This is a genomic window from Macrococcus sp. 19Msa1099 (assembly GCA_019357535.2).
Classification (GTDB): domain Bacteria; phylum Bacillota; class Bacilli; order Staphylococcales; family Staphylococcaceae; genus Macrococcoides; species Macrococcoides psychrotolerans.
In genome coordinates this window covers 764,705-782,436 of record CP079955.1, presented here as the reverse complement: position 1 = coordinate 782,436, position 17,732 = coordinate 764,705, and the positions used below count along the sequence as shown (strand labels likewise).

Genomic DNA, 17,732 nt, shown 5'->3' with positions numbered 1-17,732 from the left:
CTAAGGTCTTCTGTTTATTTCTGCATATTTTTGTTTTAAAGCAAGTTCAACATTTGGGGGTACGATACTTGAAACGTCCCCACCGTACTTTGCAACATCTTTCGTCATACTTGATGAAATAAATGAATACTGATTATTTGTCATCATATATAATGTTTCAAGATCATCATTAAGCTTCTTATTCATACTTGTCAGCTGCATCTCATATTCAAAATCACTGACTGCACGTAGACCACGCACAATTTGTTTTGCACCTACTTTGTTGCAGTAGTCCACAAGTAGTCCTTGAAAATACTCAACTTCAACATTCGGAATATCTTTAACCGCTTCACTAATCATTTCGATACGTTCTTCAATCGTAAAGAACCCTTGTTTACTTGCATTGTTCAGCACTGATACATGAACCACATCGAAGAGCCCTGCACTGCGTTTAATGATATCAAGATGCCCTAAAGTAATCGGATCGAAACTGCCAGGTATAACTGCTATATTCTTCATTCTATCCCTCTTAATAAGATTAGTTTTGTAATGCCATAATTCTCATGTTTCAGCACTTCATAATCTAACGTATCGATTGTTTCGTGCTTTTCACATTCTATCATAATTAAGCCGCCTGGTTTAAGTAACTTGTTTGCGCGAATGAACGGCAGTGCATCATTAATAATCCCCTTATCATATGGCGGGTCTAAGAAGATGATATCGAACTGCATCTCTCGCTTAACAAGAGCCTTGAGCGCTCGTTTATAATCGTTCTTATAGACTTCAACCTGTTCATCAAGCTTTGAAACATTCTTCTTGATGACCTGGACCGCCTGGAAGCTGCCATCTACAAATACAACATGCGTTAGTCCCCTACTTATCCCTTCTATTCCAAGAGCACCACTGCCAGCAAACAGATCAAGCCCGCTTCCTTCCAGTGACCCAATGATATTGAACATCGTCTCTTTTATTTTATCTGTCGTCGGACGACTTGTGACACCCTTTAACGCTTCTAAAGGAAAGCGCTTATATTTACCACCGATAACTCTCATAATACTCCCCCATATTCCATTCCATAAAAAATTTAGTATACTTAATTTATCACCTAAAAAGGAGTCGAACGATGAAACAGACATTTATACCTCTAGGAACAGGATTAAGCGACCTGTTTGAATTCGAACAGCTGATGAAATATAATCACGAACGCGTCCACTGTCTATTATTTCTGCATACGACACTTGAAGCTGAGCCGAAGACGTCCTGTATTCTGATTATGCATCCGGCACAGGATAAGTTTCAGGCAATGTACAGCATATTTGAATGCATCAAATATCCATATCATGGTCAAAGCAAGAAATATGATATGCTCAAGAATTGGGCCGATCAATATAATATCAAAGTGATAGAGCACGAGATAAAAAGCAAGCAGCATTTTTATGAAGATGAACTCTACTATCAATATTTAACAGGTGTCTTACGTCTACAGCGTATTATTCCACCGATGTATTAGAATAATCTTTCTTCAGTAATTTGTATGAAGAACTTACGACGTTTGTAACGAACTTAAGTTTTTCAAGCTGTTCAAGCGTCCATTCTAGTTTATCGTTATTTATGTACATTGATAACCATTTTTCACTACGATTAATATGCACGATATGTCCGAATTTGCGTAGCTGTCTTTCGTGTTTCGGACTCTTTATATAAATTATGAGTTGTGTTCTCTCAACGATGGACATCATCATATTCCTCTCTTTCATTTCTTTAATAGTACCATGTGTTCTGTTAAAATTAAATTATCAAAATTATTCGGAGGTCAAACAGTTGAATAAATATATGAAACTACTTGCCATAGGTGGTGCTTTCTACGCCGTTAGTACGGCGCTTATCAGCAGACGAAAAGCGCCAGCAGCCAAAAATGTTAAACCATACTTTAAAGGTCATGCACCTTATATATTTGCACACCGTGGCGGGCTGCAGTTACGTCCTGAACATACAATGCTCGCGTTCAAGCATGCTCAGACACTTGATGTAGATGGCTTTGAGATTGATATTCGCTTAACGCGTGATAATGAGGTCGTTGTGCTGCATGATGCTACGGTTGACCGCGTGAGTAATGGATCAGGACTTGTATATGATCATACGTTAGCAGAGTTACAGATGCTTGACTTTGGCTACCGATTTACAGATATTAATGGTGAGCAGCCATTTCGTGCCCATCCAGATGCAAAGATTGTAACATTATCAGACCTTATCCGCATATTTCCAGATATTCGTATTAATATTGATATTAAAGATGGACCGGATACAGCTGCTGGCAAACGTATCATCGACGCATTATATGCAGTCATTGAAGATGCTCAAGCTTTCAATCAAGTATTAATCACAAGTTTCTATGATGAGCAGATCAGACGCTTCCGTAACCGATGTGATAAAGAGATCGCATATGGTGCCGGAGAAAAAGAAGTCGCACGTACTTTTCTGCTTTATAGTACTAACTATAAAAATATGGCTCATGTACAGGCGGATACGTTTCAGATTCCTACGCATTTTTATGGCATTTCATTGGCACAACCTCAGTTTATACAATTTCTGCAATCTCAAAATGTCGCCCCCGGTTATTGGGTTATCAATAGTATCGATCAGATGAAACAATTGTTAAAGGCTGGTGCCCATACAATCGTCACCGATCGACCAGACATTGCGATGAGGCTTAAACGAAATATTAGTCAATAATATGATAATAAGAAACATCGTGCGTACGCACGATGTTTCTTATTTATTTCCTTTTAAGCTCATAAATCAGCATATTTTTATATGCAGTTTCTTGTGTCACCGTTAATATAGTATTTTGTAACAATGGCTCAAGATTCAACTTTGGATGTAAAATACCTTTACGCTGAAACAGGATGATGCGCCCTTTTTTCTTTGTAACACGCTGCAGTTCTTGAATGAGCGCCTCATGTTCATAGAAACTGTCAAAAGGCTGATTGATAATCACTTTATGAAACTTACGTTCTTTAAAGGGAAGATGCTCATCAGAAATATCATAGTTGAAATGCGGATAAAGATGCATGGCATACTGGAGTTGACGTACGGACTGATCGAGTATATATCCTTTGATATTCACCGTTCTATCGATATCACTAACCCACTTTCCACCATGGCAACCGATACATAGCACCTTATCATGATAGTTAAAATGAATATATTTAAGTATATAGGCACTCATCCACTGTGTGTAGAGCAAATCTGTACTTCGACTACGATAAAGCATTTCATCCGGCCGATTCAAAAATTTCTTCTTTCTTATCCATTTTTGAATCAACTTATCCTCTTTCATATATCCTCCTAACTACAGCCACACCCCGAACTGCAAACATGATCTACAAAAAACGGATTCCCTCTTTCAACCTTTACTTCATTTGAAATCGCATGTGCCACGATGGTAATAATCTCATCTAGTAACTGCTGCAATTGCGTTTCCTTCTGTTTAAACAGGACTACAAGTGGATGCATATCATATGCCTTCTTACGCTTTCTTGTCTCCATCATAATCTTCGTATAGTCTGGATGATACCTGCCAAATCGTTGAACTTCCTCATATTGTATTTTTATTTTCAGAAAATCACGTTTCAGCTGCTGCACCTCTTTATTTTGTGCAATTTCTATATAGCTATCACGGTATTCATGATAGGCGCTACTGTGCTTTAACATCGTATTGATGTGTTCAGCACTTTCAATACATTCAAATATTTCTTCTGTATATAACAAGACTTCACTTCCTAATCTTCTTTCAATGATAAATCCTCTAAAAATATAAGTGAGTTATAGCTCCCTGAAATGCCTCCACCCATCGCGTTGATGTTTTTATTCAATAGATTGTTACGATGTTCCACTGAATTCATCCAGCTATTGATAACACCTGGTACATCTTCAAAGTTATAGGCGATGTTTTGAGACAGATGATGATAATCGATTCCTTCGGCACTGAGTTTAGAGCCGATCTCGTCTTCTACCGATGTGACCTGCTGCTTCTCATTGCTGAGCTTAGCTACTTGAAACTGAGCAGTATGATTGATAATTTCATTCGTATCTAGAGGTTCAAGTGCATTCAGTTCACGCATTGTGTTTGTCAGTTCAAACATCGTAAGGACCTCATTACTGTTAATAGCAATTTCTTCTATTCGATGCACTTCGTCCTTGAGCTTCTTCTCTATCGTCTTTCCATTATAACTCATTGCATAGGGCTGCATTTCTACTAATGTATCCGGAGAAAGATATCTCACCGCCATTATTTTACCTGTAAACCTATCGATAAAGACCTGCATAAAGAGCCCTTCATATTCCACAAGTGCCTGCGTCTTTATGTCAGCCTCAGATAACTGGAACTGATAATCTCCATCCTGCGTAGAAATAATAGGTTCTGATACAATATTGCTACCATCGAACATTTTGCCGGAAGGACTTAATATTTCATACGGTGCAACATCTGCATCCTTGCCTGTCGCATAGATCATCTTGATGCGGTTGTCTTTCACTCCAACAATATAATAGGCATCCTTCAATTTATAAACAAAATTTCTGTAACTGAAGTTCGAACTATAGATACGATTCGGATAACCAAATTTATTCGTCATTACATCGATAGGTTTACCGATATACTGACCGATCCCCTCAGTTAAAGCAGGTTGCTTTACTGAATGCGTTATTTTTTTTTCAATTTGTTTATGCGAAACTTTATCCTTTGCTGGATTTTCTAATATATCAAACTTGCTCGACGGCGAATAGAACAGATAAAATAAAAATATCGAGCCAAGTAATATAAATAATAACTTTATCAATATACTTTTCAAAAATACACCTCAATTCCTGACAATCTTCCTTTATTCTATAACTATTTTAACATTATTTAAAATCAAATGAATATTCGATTGCAGAAAGTATGATTTTATCATAAAATTAAAAGTAGAATGACTTAGGGAGGAACTATAATATGGTATTCGCAAATTCAGGCATTGAATCAATCGTTGCTGATCAATCATTAATCCAGCACGTAATGAATAAGCATGGCTTTGTTCTTGGCGGGCATTGGGATTACGAACGTGTAACCTACGACTTAAAATACGAACTTGATGAAGGAATCTACTACCTACGTATTCCTGGTTACGCAGTTGAAGGGGATGTTGGAGCACGTGATGCCAAACTTCAGATGATGGACCCTTATTTAGGTAAACATTATTATCCAACAGGTATTGAATACGGAGAAGATGAATACTTCTCAGATAAGCTTGTGGACCATTGCAAACGAACAATCAATAAAGTATTTAATGATATCGTAGCAATTCAAAAATAATATTAAGTATAGCCGAGTGATGCATAATTTTCTATGTTTCATTCGGTTGTTTATTATATGAGGTGATGCAATGTTCAAACGACTAATAACAAAAAGAAATATCGCATTCTTAGCAATTGCGGTCATCGCACTGCTCTTCTTCTACTTTATCGTTCCGATATCCATTCCGCTTATCGTCGCACTTATTCTGGCGCTTATGATAGAGCCCTTTGTAAAGTTGCTGGAGCAAAAGGTGAGGAGCCGAAAATGGAGCGTAACGATTGTTTATACTTCTATCCTGTCGTTTATCCTATTATTTATGTATTTATTCTTAACGAAGCTTATCCAGCATATTATTCAGTTTTCAAAAGACTTGCCAGACAAGATGAACAATATATTAGATGCATGGACACAATTTGAAGCACGACTTGCTAAGATGATTCCAGAAAGTGTTTCCAATGCATTATTTGATGAAACTCAGAAATTTCTATTTAATCTAAGAGATGCAATATTAAACTATTTTAACGCTGAACGTATCACTAATTTAGTTGCAAGCTTACCAGAAACTTTTATTTCTGGACTTGTGTTTTTAGTCGCCTTATTTTTATTTATGCTGGAAATACCGAATATGCATGCCTTTATCAGAAAGCATACGTACGATAAAACTTATGAAAAAGCGATGTATATATGGAAAAGAGTATCCTCATCCGTATTTGGTATGCTGCGTGCGGCTTTTATATTATCCGGAATCACCTGGTTCTTCACCTTTATCGGACTGTTATTTATCACACCAAAAAATGCACTCGTATTAAGCTTTATCATTTGCCTCGTCGATTTGCTGCCCATACTCGGTGCTACAGGTGTGACTATTCCATGGGCGCTCTATGCATATATAACTGGAGACTCATCACTCGCTGTCAAACTCGTTCTATTATCGGTCTTCCTGCTCATTCAAAGAAAAGTATTAGAACCGAAAGTGATGGGCAAAGGCGTTGGACTCAGTCCACTCCCTACGCTTATTGCGATGTTTATCGGATTAAAGCTTATGGGCTTTGTCGGTTTCTTCATCGGGCCGATTGTATTGATCATCATACTCATCATATTAGAGTCAGGTGCCTTTAATTTAAACTTTAAAGTGTAATCCTTTAAACCTTTATGCATATAAAAAACGATCAGACATAGTGTCTGATCGTTTTTTTATTTAGCCACCTATAATCGCTTTAATAACCGATGTTGTCTCTCCACCTTTATAAAATACATAAAGCAGTAGATAAACAGCTACACCTGTAATTGCTGTGAAGAACCAGATAATTGAGGCAATCGGTCCTATTCTACGGTGAATCTTTAAATTATTTTTAAGACCCGTAATAATATTGATTAATCCTAGCACCCCACCGGTCGTTGCAAGTGTAATATGAAAAATCAGAAAAATTGTATAGTACGGTTTGATACTATCAGGTCCGCCAAATGCTGTATTCCCAATAAAGATTGTTCTTGTAGCATAGATAATAAAGAATGTCAGGGCCGCTGCACCTGCTAGTAGCATCGTCTTCTTATGTCCTTCAATATCACGTCGTGCGATTTTAAACCATCCGATTGCTACCAGTATGGCACTGATAACGATAAATGTCGTACTGATTGTAGGTAAAATTGGTAAATTCATATTCTTCTCCTATCTGTATTGATTAAAATAAGCATCCTGCTGTAACTTTTCATCCAAACTTCTCTGTGTTATTTCCTCAGAACTCATTCTCTCTTCTCTTGACCATCTAAAGAAAACGTGGAACAGCATGAAGCCAAAGAATATTTCCTGTAGCACCTTCATGATTACGCCACCGGTCTGCTGATCTTCTTTTGGTGTCATATTTGTGAAATACTGCGGGCCACTAATACTCGAATTTTGAACGATATCCTGTAATGTCCCTGTAGGCACACAAAGGGTCATGGCACTCATCCATGCCGCTGGATCTGTATATGTCTTATACATGGCATGACTGGCAAAGATAATCAGCCCGCACGCCGGCGTCAAAAGTACGCCGATTGCGAAGATATAGCCAATCTTCACAAGACCTGACAGCTGCTTACGCTCAAGAGCTGTCCTGTTAAATATTGGATACCACATAAAGAATGCAGTAATAAACAAAAGAATTGTAAACAATGAGTGTAATGTCGCATTCTGCTTTAAACCATCCAGTATGGCTGGAATATGATAGATTGAGAACAATCCATTAAACGTAATCAGCGCTATAATCGGACGCGTCAGAAAATTAAAGACACGTTCAATAATAGGCAGTTTAATACAATAATCAATTAGATATTCCGGTATCGCAAAGAATAACAGTGGCACGATAAGTAAGTAAAGGATGGCCATCTGTAACATATGGAAGCTAAAGATAATATGACTAAGTAGATCCACTGGCGCACCTTTCATTGCATACAGTAAAAACATACATATAATAAATATAACTGCTTCTGAACGTTTCAACGGTCGATTGCCAGGAATTTCATGGCGCCATCTCCCTGTTATCAAGAAAAACACGATAGTCGTGAAAATAATGGCAACTAAAAAGAAAGGACTCCAGTTCGCTAAAAATCCGAATATCCTGATAGAACTAATACTACCCATAAAATCACTCCAAAAATTTATACTTCAATCATTTCTATTATAGCGTACAATTTGAAGAATAAAGCACAATATTTCAACTAATTTGTGGCAAAAATAAAAACCCGGATTACTCCGGGTTCACTCTTATTTTAATGGGTCACCTAACCAAGTTAAGTAAAGCGCCATAAAAACAAAACTACCTGCAATAAACAATCCAGTTAACATAAATAACTGAGCTGTTCCATGCCCTTTATGTTTCATATGCATAAAGTAATAGAATTGAAGAATAACTTGAATGAGTGCGAGTAATAAGACTGCTGGGATAACAAATTCTTTGCTTAGTCCAGCTGCAACCATTGCAAAAGAAACAAATGTTAAGAAGATCATAATTGCAAAAGTTGTTACCTGCATTCTCATTTCTTCTGTTCTTGAACGTTTCTCAAATTCATAGCGTTCTTGATTAAAATTCGTATGATTTAATTCATTTGACATTATCCTAACACCCCTAACAAGTAAACTACTGTAAAGATGAATACCCAGACTACGTCGATAAAGTGCCAATATAATGCTGCTGTATTAAATTTCGCTGCATTATATACGCTTAAACCACGCTTCATATTACGTACGATTAACAGAATAATCCAAGTTAATCCAATAATAACGTGGAATCCGTGTGTTCCTACTAAGAAGTAGAAAGCTGAACCAAAAGCACTTGAACGGAATGTATGACCTTTATGAACATATTCAACAAACTCATAAATTTCTAGACCTAAGAATCCTAAGCCGAGAAGTACTGTGATAATTAACCATGTAATCATCTTTTTGAAATCATAGTTCTTCATGTGATACAGTGCATACACACTTGTAAGAGACGAAGTTAAAAGTAACATCGTCATTACAAATGCAAGTGGTAAATGAAACAAATCTTTCGCTAAAAGATGATCTTCACTAGGAACATGGTCCTTAAGTGCTAAATAAGTTGCAAACAATGATGCAAATAGTGCTGTTTCTCCACCCAGGAAAATCCAGAATCCTAATAATTTGTTCTTACCTTCTAATGAAGCTGTCTCAGGATGACTTGGCCATCTCTCGACTGTCATCTGTTCTTCATGATGTGCCATTATTTAACACCTCTTTCGTACTCGATAAGCTCTTCTTTAGTAATATGATAACCGTGATCATCAACTACAGAACGTGTAATCATTGCTCCTGCTGTAATCGCTAAACCTAAAACTAATACAAATGGAGCCCATGGTTGAACCGGTAAATCTTTAACTGCATCAAGTGCCCATTTTTGTCCATCTGCTAAGTATAAAGCACCAAATGCTGCAACGAATAATCCTAATGACTGAACGAATGGTAAGATTGAGTTATTTGGCATATGAACATCACCTAATGACTCAGCTGGTAAGATTTCACCATTACCTTGTTTCTTCTCAAGATCAAATGCATCTAATCCACGCACAAGTGGTGTTTGTGCAAAGTTATAAAATGGTACTGGGATTGGTAATGACCATTCTAACGTACGGCCATCGCCCCAAGCGTCACGTCCTACTTTAGGACCTTTCACTGTAGTTAAGATAATATTTATCAATAAAATAATGACTGCTACGGCCATCGTTAAAGCACCGATAGTAGAGATTAAGTTAAATGTGTCATAACCTTGACCAGGTAAGTAAGTGAATACACGACGTGGCATACCCATTAATCCTAAGAAATGTTGTAGGAAGAATGTTAGATGGAAACCGATAAAGAATAGTGCGAAGGAAACTTTACCTAATTTCTCACTTAACATCTTACCGAACATTAATGGCCAGTAGAAATGCAAGCCTGCAAGTAACGCGAATACTACCCCACCAACGATTACGTAGTGGAAATGCGCTACGATAAAGTATGAATCATGGTACTGATAGTCAGCTGGTGCTGATGCCTGCATTACACCAGTAACACCACCCATTACGAATGTAGGGATGAACGCTAATGCATATAACATCGGCGTCGTAAATTCGATACTACCACCCCAGATAGTAAGCAACCAGTTGAAGATCTTCACACCAGTTGGTACGGCGATTGCCATTGTCGCTACTGCGAAAATCGCGTTCGCTGTTGGACCTAGACCTACAGTGAACATGTGGTGTGCCCAAACCATGAAGCCTAAGAAACCGATTAATACTGTTGCAAATACCATTGCAGAATAACCGAACAAACGTTTTCTAGAGAATGTTGCAAATATTTCAGAGAAAATACCGAATGCTGGTAATACTAAAATGTATACTTCAGGGTGACCGAAAATCCAGAATAAGTGTTCCCAGATAATTGTGTTACCCCCTTGTGATACTACAAAGAATCCTGTTCCAAACATTCTATCGAAAATAAGCAAGAATAATCCGATAGTCAGTGGAGGGAATGCGAATACGATTAAAGCTGAAGCAACTAATGTTGTCCAAGTCATTAATGGCATACGCATAAATGTCATACCAGGAGCACGCATATTAATAATGGTAACAAGGAAGTTAATCCCTGCAATTAAAGTACCAGCACCTGAAATTTGTAAACCTAATGCATAGAAGTCAATCCCATGCCCTTCTGATGCAAGTGACAGTGAAGCATATGAAGTCCACCCTGCATCTGGTGCGCCACCTAAAATCCAAGATAAGTTTAAGAATACACCTCCGAAGAAGAATAACCAGAACCCTAATGCATTTAGGAATGGGAATGCAACGTCACGTGCACCAATTTGTAACGGTACTGTTGCGTTCATATATGCAAACAGTAATGGCATTGCTGCCAAGAAAATCATTGTAGTACCGTGCATCGTAATCATTTCATTGAATAATCCCGCAGAGACGAAATCATTTTCAGGAACTGCAAGCTGAATACGAATGATCATCGCTTCGATACCACCCATGGCGAAGAACAATCCACCCATGATTAAATAAAGAATTGCAATTTTTTTATGGTCTACTGTCGTTAAGTACTCCATTAGTAAACCACGCTTTTTTTGTGTAGCCAAATGTGTAACCTCCCTTTATTTACTACTTTTCAACTTTACGTTCCATTAAGTATTTAGCTAGCGCATCAATTTCACTATCTGAAACTTTGTAAGCACCTGTCATTTTGTTACCAGGTTTTACTGATTCAGGATCTTTGATCCATTTTTTAAGGTTTTCTTCATTATGATCCATAACACCAGCAACGCGGTTACGGTCACCAAATGTTGTTAAGTTTGGACCTTTAGCACCTTTACCAGTTGGTGTTACAGCATGACAACCTTGACAAGACTGCTTGAATACTTTTTCGCCCTCTTTAGCATCTGTTGTTGCTACAGGGTTTTTGATAGCTTTCATATCAGATACCCAAGTTTTGAACTGGTCTTTATCCATTGTTTTAACTTTGAAGTCCATCAATGCGTGAGATGGTCCGCATAATTCCGCACATTTTCCGTAGAACATGTTTTTCGCGTCTTGCGCTTTCTTATCATCAAACACTAAGTAGAATTTATTGATGTTTTCAACGTTTGTATCCATCTTACCACCCACTGCCGGAATCCAGAATGAGTGTTTTACGTCAGCTGAATGCAGACGGAAGTAAACTTTTGTATCTGTAGGAACAACAAGTTCCTGACTTGTTACGATACCTTCGTTAGGGTACTCAAATTCCCACCAGTACAGATTTGCAGTTACATCAACAATCATTTCTTTATTCTTACCTTTAGCATCAACCTTATCCATTGCTTTCGTATCTGCTAGTTTAAATGTTAACATAACAGTTGGTATCGCTAAGATGATAAGTAAGATGATTGGAATCGTTGTCCAGATCACTTCTAACTTATGGTTCCCATGAACATCTTTCGGTACAAAGTCTTCACCGACTTTGCCGCGACGGAATTTAAATACAGCTAAAATAAAGATAACTACTACTACAATAATAACGAAAACCATAATACCTACCGCAAGCATCATTAAATTAAATTGATCCTTTGCAACTTCCCCTGCAGGACGTAAAGCAGACAGTTCATTTTTACCACAACCCGCTAAGGTCATTAACAATAATGAAAATAAACCGATCAGCTTTACATTTTTTAAATTGTTCTTCATTAAATTCTAACCCCTCTTTCACCATTCATAATCAAATCGTTTGAATTAATGTAACTACTACTATCATAACAAAAAATATCATCAAATAGTTTAAAGAATAAACAAACATTGTCATTGCCCATTTATTTTCTTTAACATTTGATTTAAATCCAGAAATCGCTAATAACAGCCATCCTAGATTTAGTACCGAAGCAAGTACGATAAATACCGTGCCGAGTTCCTGCATAAAAAATGGTGTCGGTAACAAAAGCAGCACCCAAAACAACATGGAAAGCCTTGTACGTTTAAACCCTTTAACTGAAGGTAGCATCGGTATGCTAGCAAGTGCATATTCTTCACTACGTTTAATCGCAAGCGCATAGAAATGTGCAGGCTGCCATATAAACATAATGATGAAAAGCATCCACGCTGTGCTGCTAAGAGATGGTTCAATCGCTGCATAGCCAACAAGCGGCGGAATCGCACCTGGAAAACTTCCTATTACTGTGTTGGACACAAGATGTCGTTTAGACCAGACTGAATATAAGACAACATAGCCAAAGATGCCAAGAAATCCGATGATTCCTGTCTCGATGTTAATCATGAACAAAAGTATTTCTCCGACGACCATAAGCACAAGACTGAGCTGTAGAATCGAAGCTGTAGAAACTTTACCGGTTACAGATGGTCGATTTTGCTTACTTGGCATAATACTGTCAATATCCTGGTCATAAAAGTTATTCAGTGCACAACTTCCTGCCATAATTAGTGTAGTGCCGAAAAGCATCGTTAAAAGTTCAGGTATACTACTTAAAAATGAACGATCGCTTAACATAATTGCAATAAACGCACCTGCAAACGCCGGTATTAAATTGCCTTGTACGAGTCCAAGCTTCACAATCGCTTTTACATCTTTAAAAGTCAGACGCCGTTCAACTGGTTTAACACCTTTTAAAATGTGTTCATTCTGCATTTTCACCCTCCTTTTACAATACTAACGCATATAATAACAATAATATATGAAAACTGTCACATTTTCTATACATTTTCGAAATTAAATTGTGACATTTTTCTTTTTTACAAGTAATTTCAATTGTTCACGAATGTGACACATTTACTTATCCCTATGATTGATATACTATAACTTAAGTATATACTATTTAGAAATGAGATAAAATGACATTATTTATAGATGTTAAGAATATAGATAGAGGTGTTTTTGTTGTTAAAAGAAAAGAATTTAAAATGGTTATCATTGTTTACGACCGTGCTCATGCTATTTGTTCAGATTGGTGGTGCACTCGTAACAAAGACAGGATCTGCAGATGGCTGTGGTAGTAGCTGGCCACTTTGTCACGGAAAGTTTGTTCCGACTCATATTCCGAAAGAGACCTTGATTGAGCTTGCTCACCGTGGCGTCTCAGGTCTCGCATTATTATCTGTGACATGGCTTGTAATACTCAGCATAAAATATATTGGTCATAAGAAAGAAACAAAGTTCCTTTGCTATATGAGCATCGGATTTATCTTTGCACAGGCTTTGATCGGTGCGGCGGCAGTGATGTGGCAGCAGAATGGTTTTGTACTTGCGCTTCACTTCGGAATATCACTGATTAGCTTCAGTGCTGTATTTCTACTTACACTGCTTATCTTTGAAGTCGATCAGAAATTTGATGCAACTAAACTCACATTACAGCCGAAGCTTAGACGTCATACGATCGGGCTCACAAGCTTTATCTATTTTGTTATCTATAGTGGTGCACTCGTACGCCATGAGAAAGCAAGCCTCGCCTGCTCCAGCTGGCCGCTCTGTCGTAAAGGTGCGTTTACACTGCCTCAGAATTTCTATGAATGGGTGCAGATGAGCCATAGAACGCTTGCTTTCATTCTATTTATATGGCTGACTTATGTTGCCTTTCATGCTATGCAGAACTACGCGCAGTACCGTGTTATTAAATACGGTTATATGATTGCTTTCATATTAATCTGTTTACAAGTAACAACTGGTGCATTAACGATATTTACAGCAGTTAATCTCTACATCGCGCTACTCCATGCCTTGTTTATAACTTTACTCTTTGGCCTGTTATGTTACTTTATCCTGCTTATTAGCAGAGCAAAATAAATGATTTCACATAAAAACAAGCGTCGGCAATGTAATCATTGCCAACGCTTATTTTATTTTATTCAAACTCGACTAACAAATCGCCTGTCTGGATAGCTGTTCCAGTTGCTACATGGATGTGTTTCACCACCGCATCTACAGGCGCCTGTACACTTGTCTCCATCTTCATCGCTTCAGTAATCATCAACGTTTGACCCGCACGAACGTGCGCTCCTGCTGACACTTTAATTTCTCCAACCGTACCTGGCATCTGCGCTCCAATATGCTTGTTATTCTTAGCATCTGCTTTAAGTAATGTATTGACACTTACTTCAGCCGCATTATCTTTCACACGTACTTGTCTTGGCATCCCGTTAAGTTCAAAATATAACGTACGATATCCATCTTCATGCACATGTCCAATGCTCAGTAGTTTCACAATCAGCGTTTTGCCGGCATCGATATCTATTTCTACAGTTTCACTTTTGCGCATACCATAGAAGAATGTCGGGGTGTCGAGCAATGAAATATTGCCATATCGCGCTTCTGTCTCTTTATATACTTCAAATACTTTCGGATATAGTGCATAACTGAGGACATCTTCCTCAGCGACATCTTGAAAACGTTCTGTAAGCGTCTGCTGCAGTTCATTGAAATCTACATGTGCTAATGCTTCCCCAGGTCGTACAGTAAGCGGTTCTTTTCCCTTTAATACGACGTTTTGCAATCTTTCAGGAAAGCCATTTGACGGTTGTCCAATCTCTCCTTTAAAGAAGGATACGACGGAATCCGGGAAGTCAAGGCTTTCTCCGCGTTCTATAACTGTCTGTTCATCAAGGTTGTTCTGCACCATGTATAATGCCATGTCCCCGACGACTTTGGAAGATGGTGTAACTTTAACAATATCACCGAACATCATATTCACTCTTTTATACATATCTTTAACCGCTTCAAACTGATCGCCAAGACCTAGGCTTTTCGCCTGCTGTTCAATGTTCGAGTATTGTCCTCCTGGCATTTCATGCTGGTATATTTCAGTGTTTGGTGACTGTATATCACTTTCGAAGTTATGATAGAACTTGCGCACCACTGACCAGTAATGTGAAAGTGCTTCAAGTCCTTCTATATCTGCACGTACCTGTCTGTCTTTTCCTTCTAAACTGTAATAGAGACTGTTCAACGAAGGCTGACTTGTCAGTCCACTCATACTGGAAATCGCTGTATCAATAATATCAACACCCGCATCGATTGCTCTATTGTACGTCATAATACCATTACCACTCGTATCGTGTGTATGCAGATGAATTGGTAATGATACTTCTGCTTTTAATGCCTGAATTAATATATAAGCTGCTTCAGGTTTCAACAGGCCAGCCATATCTTTTATCGCTAGGATATGGAATCCTTCTCGTTCCATCGCTTTAGCCATCTTTAAATAATAGTCTAGCGTATAGACATCTGAACGCTTTGGATTTAATATATCGCCGGTATAACAGATGGTCCCTTCAGAAATTTTACCTGCATTCAGTACCGCTTCATTGGCTACTTTCATCTGATCGAGCCAGTTAAGCGAATCAAATATTCTAAAGACATCGATACCATTATCACTTGCCGCTCGGATGAACTGCTGCACAACGTTATCTGGATAGTTCTTATAACCGACAGCATTCGATGCTCTTAAGAGCATTTGAAATAGTATGTTTGGTACAGCCGTTCGTAACTTTCTGAGCCTCTCCCACGGATCTTCTTTCAGAAAGTTATATGCTACATCAAATGTTGCACCGCCCCACATTTCTAATGAGAAGCTATCAATTAGGTGATGATTGGTCTGTGATGCGATTGCAAGCATATCTTTAGTACGCACACGTGTTGCCAGCAATGACTGATGCGCATCTCGAAATGTTGTATCAGTAATCAGTACTTCTTGTTGCGCTTTGATCCAGTCGCTGACATAAGATGGCCCATGTTCATCAAGCAGCTGCTTCGTTCCTGATAAACCAGTGGCTTTAAAGGTCTTGGTAAGCGGAAGTTCAAAGTCAGGTTTCTCGGTCTTTTTAATACCCGGAAAACCGTTCACAGTAATATCAGCGATATATGCTAACGTCTTCGTCCCTCTATCTTTAGGGGCTTCTATGTCAAATAATTCAGGATAAAGTTCCAGGAAACGCGTATTGTAATTACCTGCAGTAAACATAGGGTGCTGAACTACGTTCAGAAGGAACTGTAAGTTCGTCTTAATACCGCGGATCCTCATTTCTTTTAATGAACGTACCATCTTTTCTTCAGCCTGCTTGAAGGTAAGAGCATGCGTAGACAATTTAACGAGCAGTGAATCATAGTAAGGAGAGATTTCAGCGCCCTGGAAGCCATCACCTGCGTCAAGACGCACACCAAACCCGCCACTTGAGCGATACGCTGTGATACGACCTGTGTCCGGTAAAAAGTTATTAGCAGGATCTTCTGTCGTAATTCGACATTGAATCGCATAGCCGTGTGTCACAATCTCGTGCTGCTGTGGAATCGCGATACGTTCATCACTTAACTTTGCCCCATCAGCTATCAGTAGTTGTGACTTAACGATATCTATCCCTGTGACCATCTCTGTAATCGTATGTTCTACTTGAACACGCGGGTTTACTTCTATAAAATAAAAATTCTCTCCCTGAACTAAAAATTCTACCGTTCCGGCGTTGACATATGAAATCTGCTGCATCAGATCAACCGCAGCATTGCAGATGTTCATTCTTACGGTATCACTTAATCCGACTGATGGCGCAACTTCAACTACTTTCTGGTGTCGACGTTGTACTGAACAATCTCGTTCAAAGAGATGAACAATATTGCCGAACTTATCTCCAATGATCTGAACTTCAATATGCTTCGGCGCATCTATGTACTGTTCAATATAAATTTCGCTGCTTCCAAAGGATTTCATTGCCTCTGATTGTGCGCGTGAAATGGCTTCTTCCAGTTCTTCAGCATTGCGCACGATACGCATGCCCTTTCCACCGCCACCAGACAGTGCTTTTATCATAACCGGATACTTATCATGTGCAAACTGCACCGCTTCATCTAAACCTTTAATTGCATCCTTTGTTCCGGGTATCACCGGAAGTCCAGCCTGGATTGCTGTATTACGTGCTTTTATCTTGTCACCAAACATATCGAGATGACGGACTTCCGGACCGATGAAGATGATATTCTCTTGTGCACAGCGCACTGCAAACTGCTGATTTTCACTTAAGAAACCATACCCCGGATGAATTGCATTTGCACCACATGATTTTGCAGTCTCTATAATCGCTTCAATGTCAAGATAGCAATCAGACGGACTTGCGCCTTCAATGATATAAGCCTCATCTGCCTTATATCGGTGAAGTGCACCTTTGTCTTCTTTAGAATAGATTGCAACAGTCGGAATATGTAGTTCTGTAGCAGCCCTAAAAATACGTATTGCAATTTCACCACGGTTAGCGACAAGTAATTTCTTAATCGTTTTCATATACAGCCTCCACTCAGTTCATTTCATTTCTTATACATTATATTATAATTGTTAAGAACATTCTGCTTTTAGCCATAATTGACACGAACTCGTCATATTGTTACCGTTTTCACATGGTAGTAGAAAAAAAGAGA

At 38.4% G+C, this 17,732-nt stretch carries 19 protein-coding genes; 5 read left to right on the top strand and 14 right to left on the bottom strand.

Annotation, left to right across the window (positions count from 1 at the left end; all coding sequences use genetic code 11):
• Both coaD and rsmD read right to left on the bottom strand, forming a co-directional pair.
• Complete coding sequence (gene coaD / locus KYI10_04040) at nt 1-498, bottom strand: pantetheine-phosphate adenylyltransferase (GenBank protein ID QYA33609.1); 498 nt, start codon at nt 496-498, stop codon at nt 1-3.
• Nucleotides 495-1,031 carry a 16S rRNA (guanine(966)-N(2))-methyltransferase RsmD gene (gene rsmD / locus KYI10_04035; protein ID QYA33608.1) on the bottom strand — a complete coding sequence of 179 codons (537 nt, stop codon included), beginning with the start codon at nt 1,029-1,031 and terminating at the stop codon, nt 495-497. Before rsmD ends, coaD begins: the two co-directional genes overlap by 4 nt.
• A 71-nt stretch (nt 1,032-1,102) precedes the next feature.
• Here rsmD and KYI10_04030 point away from each other — a divergent pair, with 71 nt between their 5' ends.
• Complete coding sequence (locus tag KYI10_04030) at nt 1,103-1,489, top strand: hypothetical protein (GenBank protein ID QYA33607.1); 387 nt, start codon at nt 1,103-1,105, stop codon at nt 1,487-1,489.
• Here KYI10_04030 and KYI10_04025 read toward each other — a convergent pair.
• The gene (locus tag KYI10_04025) at nt 1,470-1,715 is read right to left on the bottom strand and encodes a YlbG family protein (protein QYA33904.1); all 246 of its coding nucleotides are present in this window, start codon (nt 1,713-1,715) and stop codon (nt 1,470-1,472) included. The genes KYI10_04030 and KYI10_04025 overlap by 20 nt on opposite strands.
• An 85-nt stretch (nt 1,716-1,800) precedes the next feature.
• Between KYI10_04025 and KYI10_04020 the strand changes: the two genes are divergently transcribed.
• A complete protein-coding gene (locus KYI10_04020; GenBank protein ID QYA33606.1) occupies nt 1,801-2,712 on the top strand; it encodes a glycerophosphodiester phosphodiesterase in 912 nt (303 codons plus the stop codon).
• Between the two features lie 43 nt (nt 2,713-2,755).
• Here the strand turns inward: KYI10_04020 and KYI10_04015 are convergent, their stop codons facing one another.
• Genes KYI10_04015 through KYI10_04005 form a run of 3 tightly spaced genes read right to left on the bottom strand, consistent with a single transcriptional unit; the run spans nt 2,756 to nt 4,820 of the window.
• The gene (locus tag KYI10_04015) at nt 2,756-3,319 is read right to left on the bottom strand and encodes a methyltransferase domain-containing protein (GenBank protein ID QYA33605.1); all 564 of its coding nucleotides are present in this window, start codon (nt 3,317-3,319) and stop codon (nt 2,756-2,758) included.
• A gap of 8 nt (nt 3,320-3,327) precedes the next feature.
• Nucleotides 3,328-3,750, bottom strand: coding sequence for a YlbF family regulator (locus tag KYI10_04010; GenBank protein QYA33903.2), 423 nt, complete (start codon nt 3,748-3,750; stop codon nt 3,328-3,330).
• An 11-nt stretch (nt 3,751-3,761) separates the two neighbouring features.
• Complete coding sequence (locus tag KYI10_04005) at nt 3,762-4,820, bottom strand: CAP-associated domain-containing protein (GenBank protein ID QYA33604.1); 1,059 nt, start codon at nt 4,818-4,820, stop codon at nt 3,762-3,764.
• 152 nt (nt 4,821-4,972) lie between these two features.
• Here KYI10_04005 and KYI10_04000 point away from each other — a divergent pair, with 152 nt between their 5' ends.
• On the top strand, nt 4,973-5,332 hold the full coding sequence (locus KYI10_04000; GenBank protein QYA33603.1) for a YugN family protein: 360 nt from the start codon (nt 4,973-4,975) through the stop codon (nt 5,330-5,332).
• A 70-nt stretch (nt 5,333-5,402) separates the two neighbouring features.
• The gene (gene ytvI / locus KYI10_03995; GenBank protein ID QYA33602.1) at nt 5,403-6,452 is read left to right on the top strand and encodes a sporulation integral membrane protein YtvI; all 1,050 of its coding nucleotides are present in this window, start codon (nt 5,403-5,405) and stop codon (nt 6,450-6,452) included.
• Nucleotides 6,453-6,512: 60 nt separating this feature from the next.
• Here the strand turns inward: ytvI and KYI10_03990 are convergent, their stop codons facing one another.
• The 7 genes from KYI10_03990 to cyoE form a co-directional block, all read right to left on the bottom strand.
• Nucleotides 6,513-6,974: a DUF420 domain-containing protein gene (locus KYI10_03990; GenBank protein QYA33601.1), complete on the bottom strand. Its 462-nt coding sequence runs from the start codon at nt 6,972-6,974 to the stop codon at nt 6,513-6,515.
• Between the two features lie 9 nt (nt 6,975-6,983).
• Nucleotides 6,984-7,937 (bottom strand): cytochrome c oxidase assembly factor CtaG, encoded by a 954-nt coding sequence (ctaG, locus tag KYI10_03985; protein QYA33600.1) that lies wholly within the window; start codon nt 7,935-7,937, stop codon nt 6,984-6,986.
• A gap of 123 nt (nt 7,938-8,060) precedes the next feature.
• Nucleotides 8,061-8,408, bottom strand: a complete 348-nt coding sequence (locus KYI10_03980) for a cytochrome C oxidase subunit IV family protein (GenBank protein ID QYA33599.1) — start codon at nt 8,406-8,408, stop codon at nt 8,061-8,063.
• Nucleotides 8,408-9,037, bottom strand: a complete 630-nt coding sequence (locus KYI10_03975; GenBank protein QYA33598.1) for a cytochrome c oxidase subunit 3 — start codon at nt 9,035-9,037, stop codon at nt 8,408-8,410. Before KYI10_03975 ends, KYI10_03980 begins: the two co-directional genes overlap by 1 nt.
• Complete coding sequence (locus KYI10_03970) at nt 9,037-10,899, bottom strand: cytochrome c oxidase subunit I (protein ID QYA33902.1); 1,863 nt, start codon at nt 10,897-10,899, stop codon at nt 9,037-9,039. Before KYI10_03970 ends, KYI10_03975 begins: the two co-directional genes overlap by 1 nt.
• Nucleotides 10,900-10,951: 52 nt before the next feature.
• A complete protein-coding gene (gene coxB, locus KYI10_03965; protein ID QYA33597.1) occupies nt 10,952-12,013 on the bottom strand; it encodes a cytochrome c oxidase subunit II in 1,062 nt (353 codons plus the stop codon).
• Nucleotides 12,014-12,044: 31 nt separating this feature from the next.
• The gene (gene cyoE / locus KYI10_03960; GenBank protein ID QYA33596.1) at nt 12,045-12,965 is read right to left on the bottom strand and encodes a heme o synthase; all 921 of its coding nucleotides are present in this window, start codon (nt 12,963-12,965) and stop codon (nt 12,045-12,047) included.
• A gap of 249 nt (nt 12,966-13,214) precedes the next feature.
• Here cyoE and KYI10_03955 point away from each other — a divergent pair, with 249 nt between their 5' ends.
• Nucleotides 13,215-14,117, top strand: a complete 903-nt coding sequence (locus KYI10_03955) for a heme A synthase (protein ID QYA33595.1) — start codon at nt 13,215-13,217, stop codon at nt 14,115-14,117.
• Nucleotides 14,118-14,175: 58 nt separating this feature from the next.
• On the opposite strand, the gene KYI10_03950 is transcribed toward KYI10_03955, so the two are convergent.
• On the bottom strand, nt 14,176-17,598 hold the full coding sequence (locus KYI10_03950) for a pyruvate carboxylase (protein ID QYA33594.1): 3,423 nt from the start codon (nt 17,596-17,598) through the stop codon (nt 14,176-14,178).
• Between the last annotated feature and the right edge of the window lie 134 nt (nt 17,599-17,732).

Bases quoted from the DNA above. Each gene is read 5' to 3' on its own strand.
- coaD (QYA33609.1), bottom strand. From the start codon at position 498: ATGAAGAATATAGCAGTTATACCTGGCAGTTTCGATCCGATTACTTTA.
- rsmD (QYA33608.1), bottom strand. From the start codon at position 1,031: ATGAGAGTTATCGGTGGTAAATATAAGCGCTTTCCTTTAGAAGCGTTA.
- KYI10_04030 (QYA33607.1), top strand. From the start codon at position 1,103: ATGAAACAGACATTTATACCTCTAGGAACAGGATTAAGCGACCTGTTT.
- KYI10_04025 (QYA33904.1), bottom strand. From the start codon at position 1,715: ATGTCCATCGTTGAGAGAACACAACTCATAATTTATATAAAGAGTCCG.
- KYI10_04015 (QYA33605.1), bottom strand. From the start codon at position 3,319: ATGAAAGAGGATAAGTTGATTCAAAAATGGATAAGAAAGAAGAAATTT.
- KYI10_04000 (QYA33603.1), top strand. From the start codon at position 4,973: ATGGTATTCGCAAATTCAGGCATTGAATCAATCGTTGCTGATCAATCA.
- ytvI (QYA33602.1), top strand. From the start codon at position 5,403: ATGTTCAAACGACTAATAACAAAAAGAAATATCGCATTCTTAGCAATT.
- KYI10_03990 (QYA33601.1), bottom strand. From the start codon at position 6,974: ATGAATTTACCAATTTTACCTACAATCAGTACGACATTTATCGTTATC.
- ctaG (QYA33600.1), bottom strand. From the start codon at position 7,937: ATGGGTAGTATTAGTTCTATCAGGATATTCGGATTTTTAGCGAACTGG.
- KYI10_03980 (QYA33599.1), bottom strand. From the start codon at position 8,408: ATGTCAAATGAATTAAATCATACGAATTTTAATCAAGAACGCTATGAA.
- KYI10_03975 (QYA33598.1), bottom strand. From the start codon at position 9,037: ATGGCACATCATGAAGAACAGATGACAGTCGAGAGATGGCCAAGTCAT.
- KYI10_03970 (QYA33902.1), bottom strand. From the start codon at position 10,899: ATGGAGTACTTAACGACAGTAGACCATAAAAAAATTGCAATTCTTTAT.
- coxB (QYA33597.1), bottom strand. From the start codon at position 12,013: ATGAAGAACAATTTAAAAAATGTAAAGCTGATCGGTTTATTTTCATTA.
- cyoE (QYA33596.1), bottom strand. From the start codon at position 12,965: ATGCAGAATGAACACATTTTAAAAGGTGTTAAACCAGTTGAACGGCGT.
- KYI10_03950 (QYA33594.1), bottom strand. From the start codon at position 17,598: ATGAAAACGATTAAGAAATTACTTGTCGCTAACCGTGGTGAAATTGCA.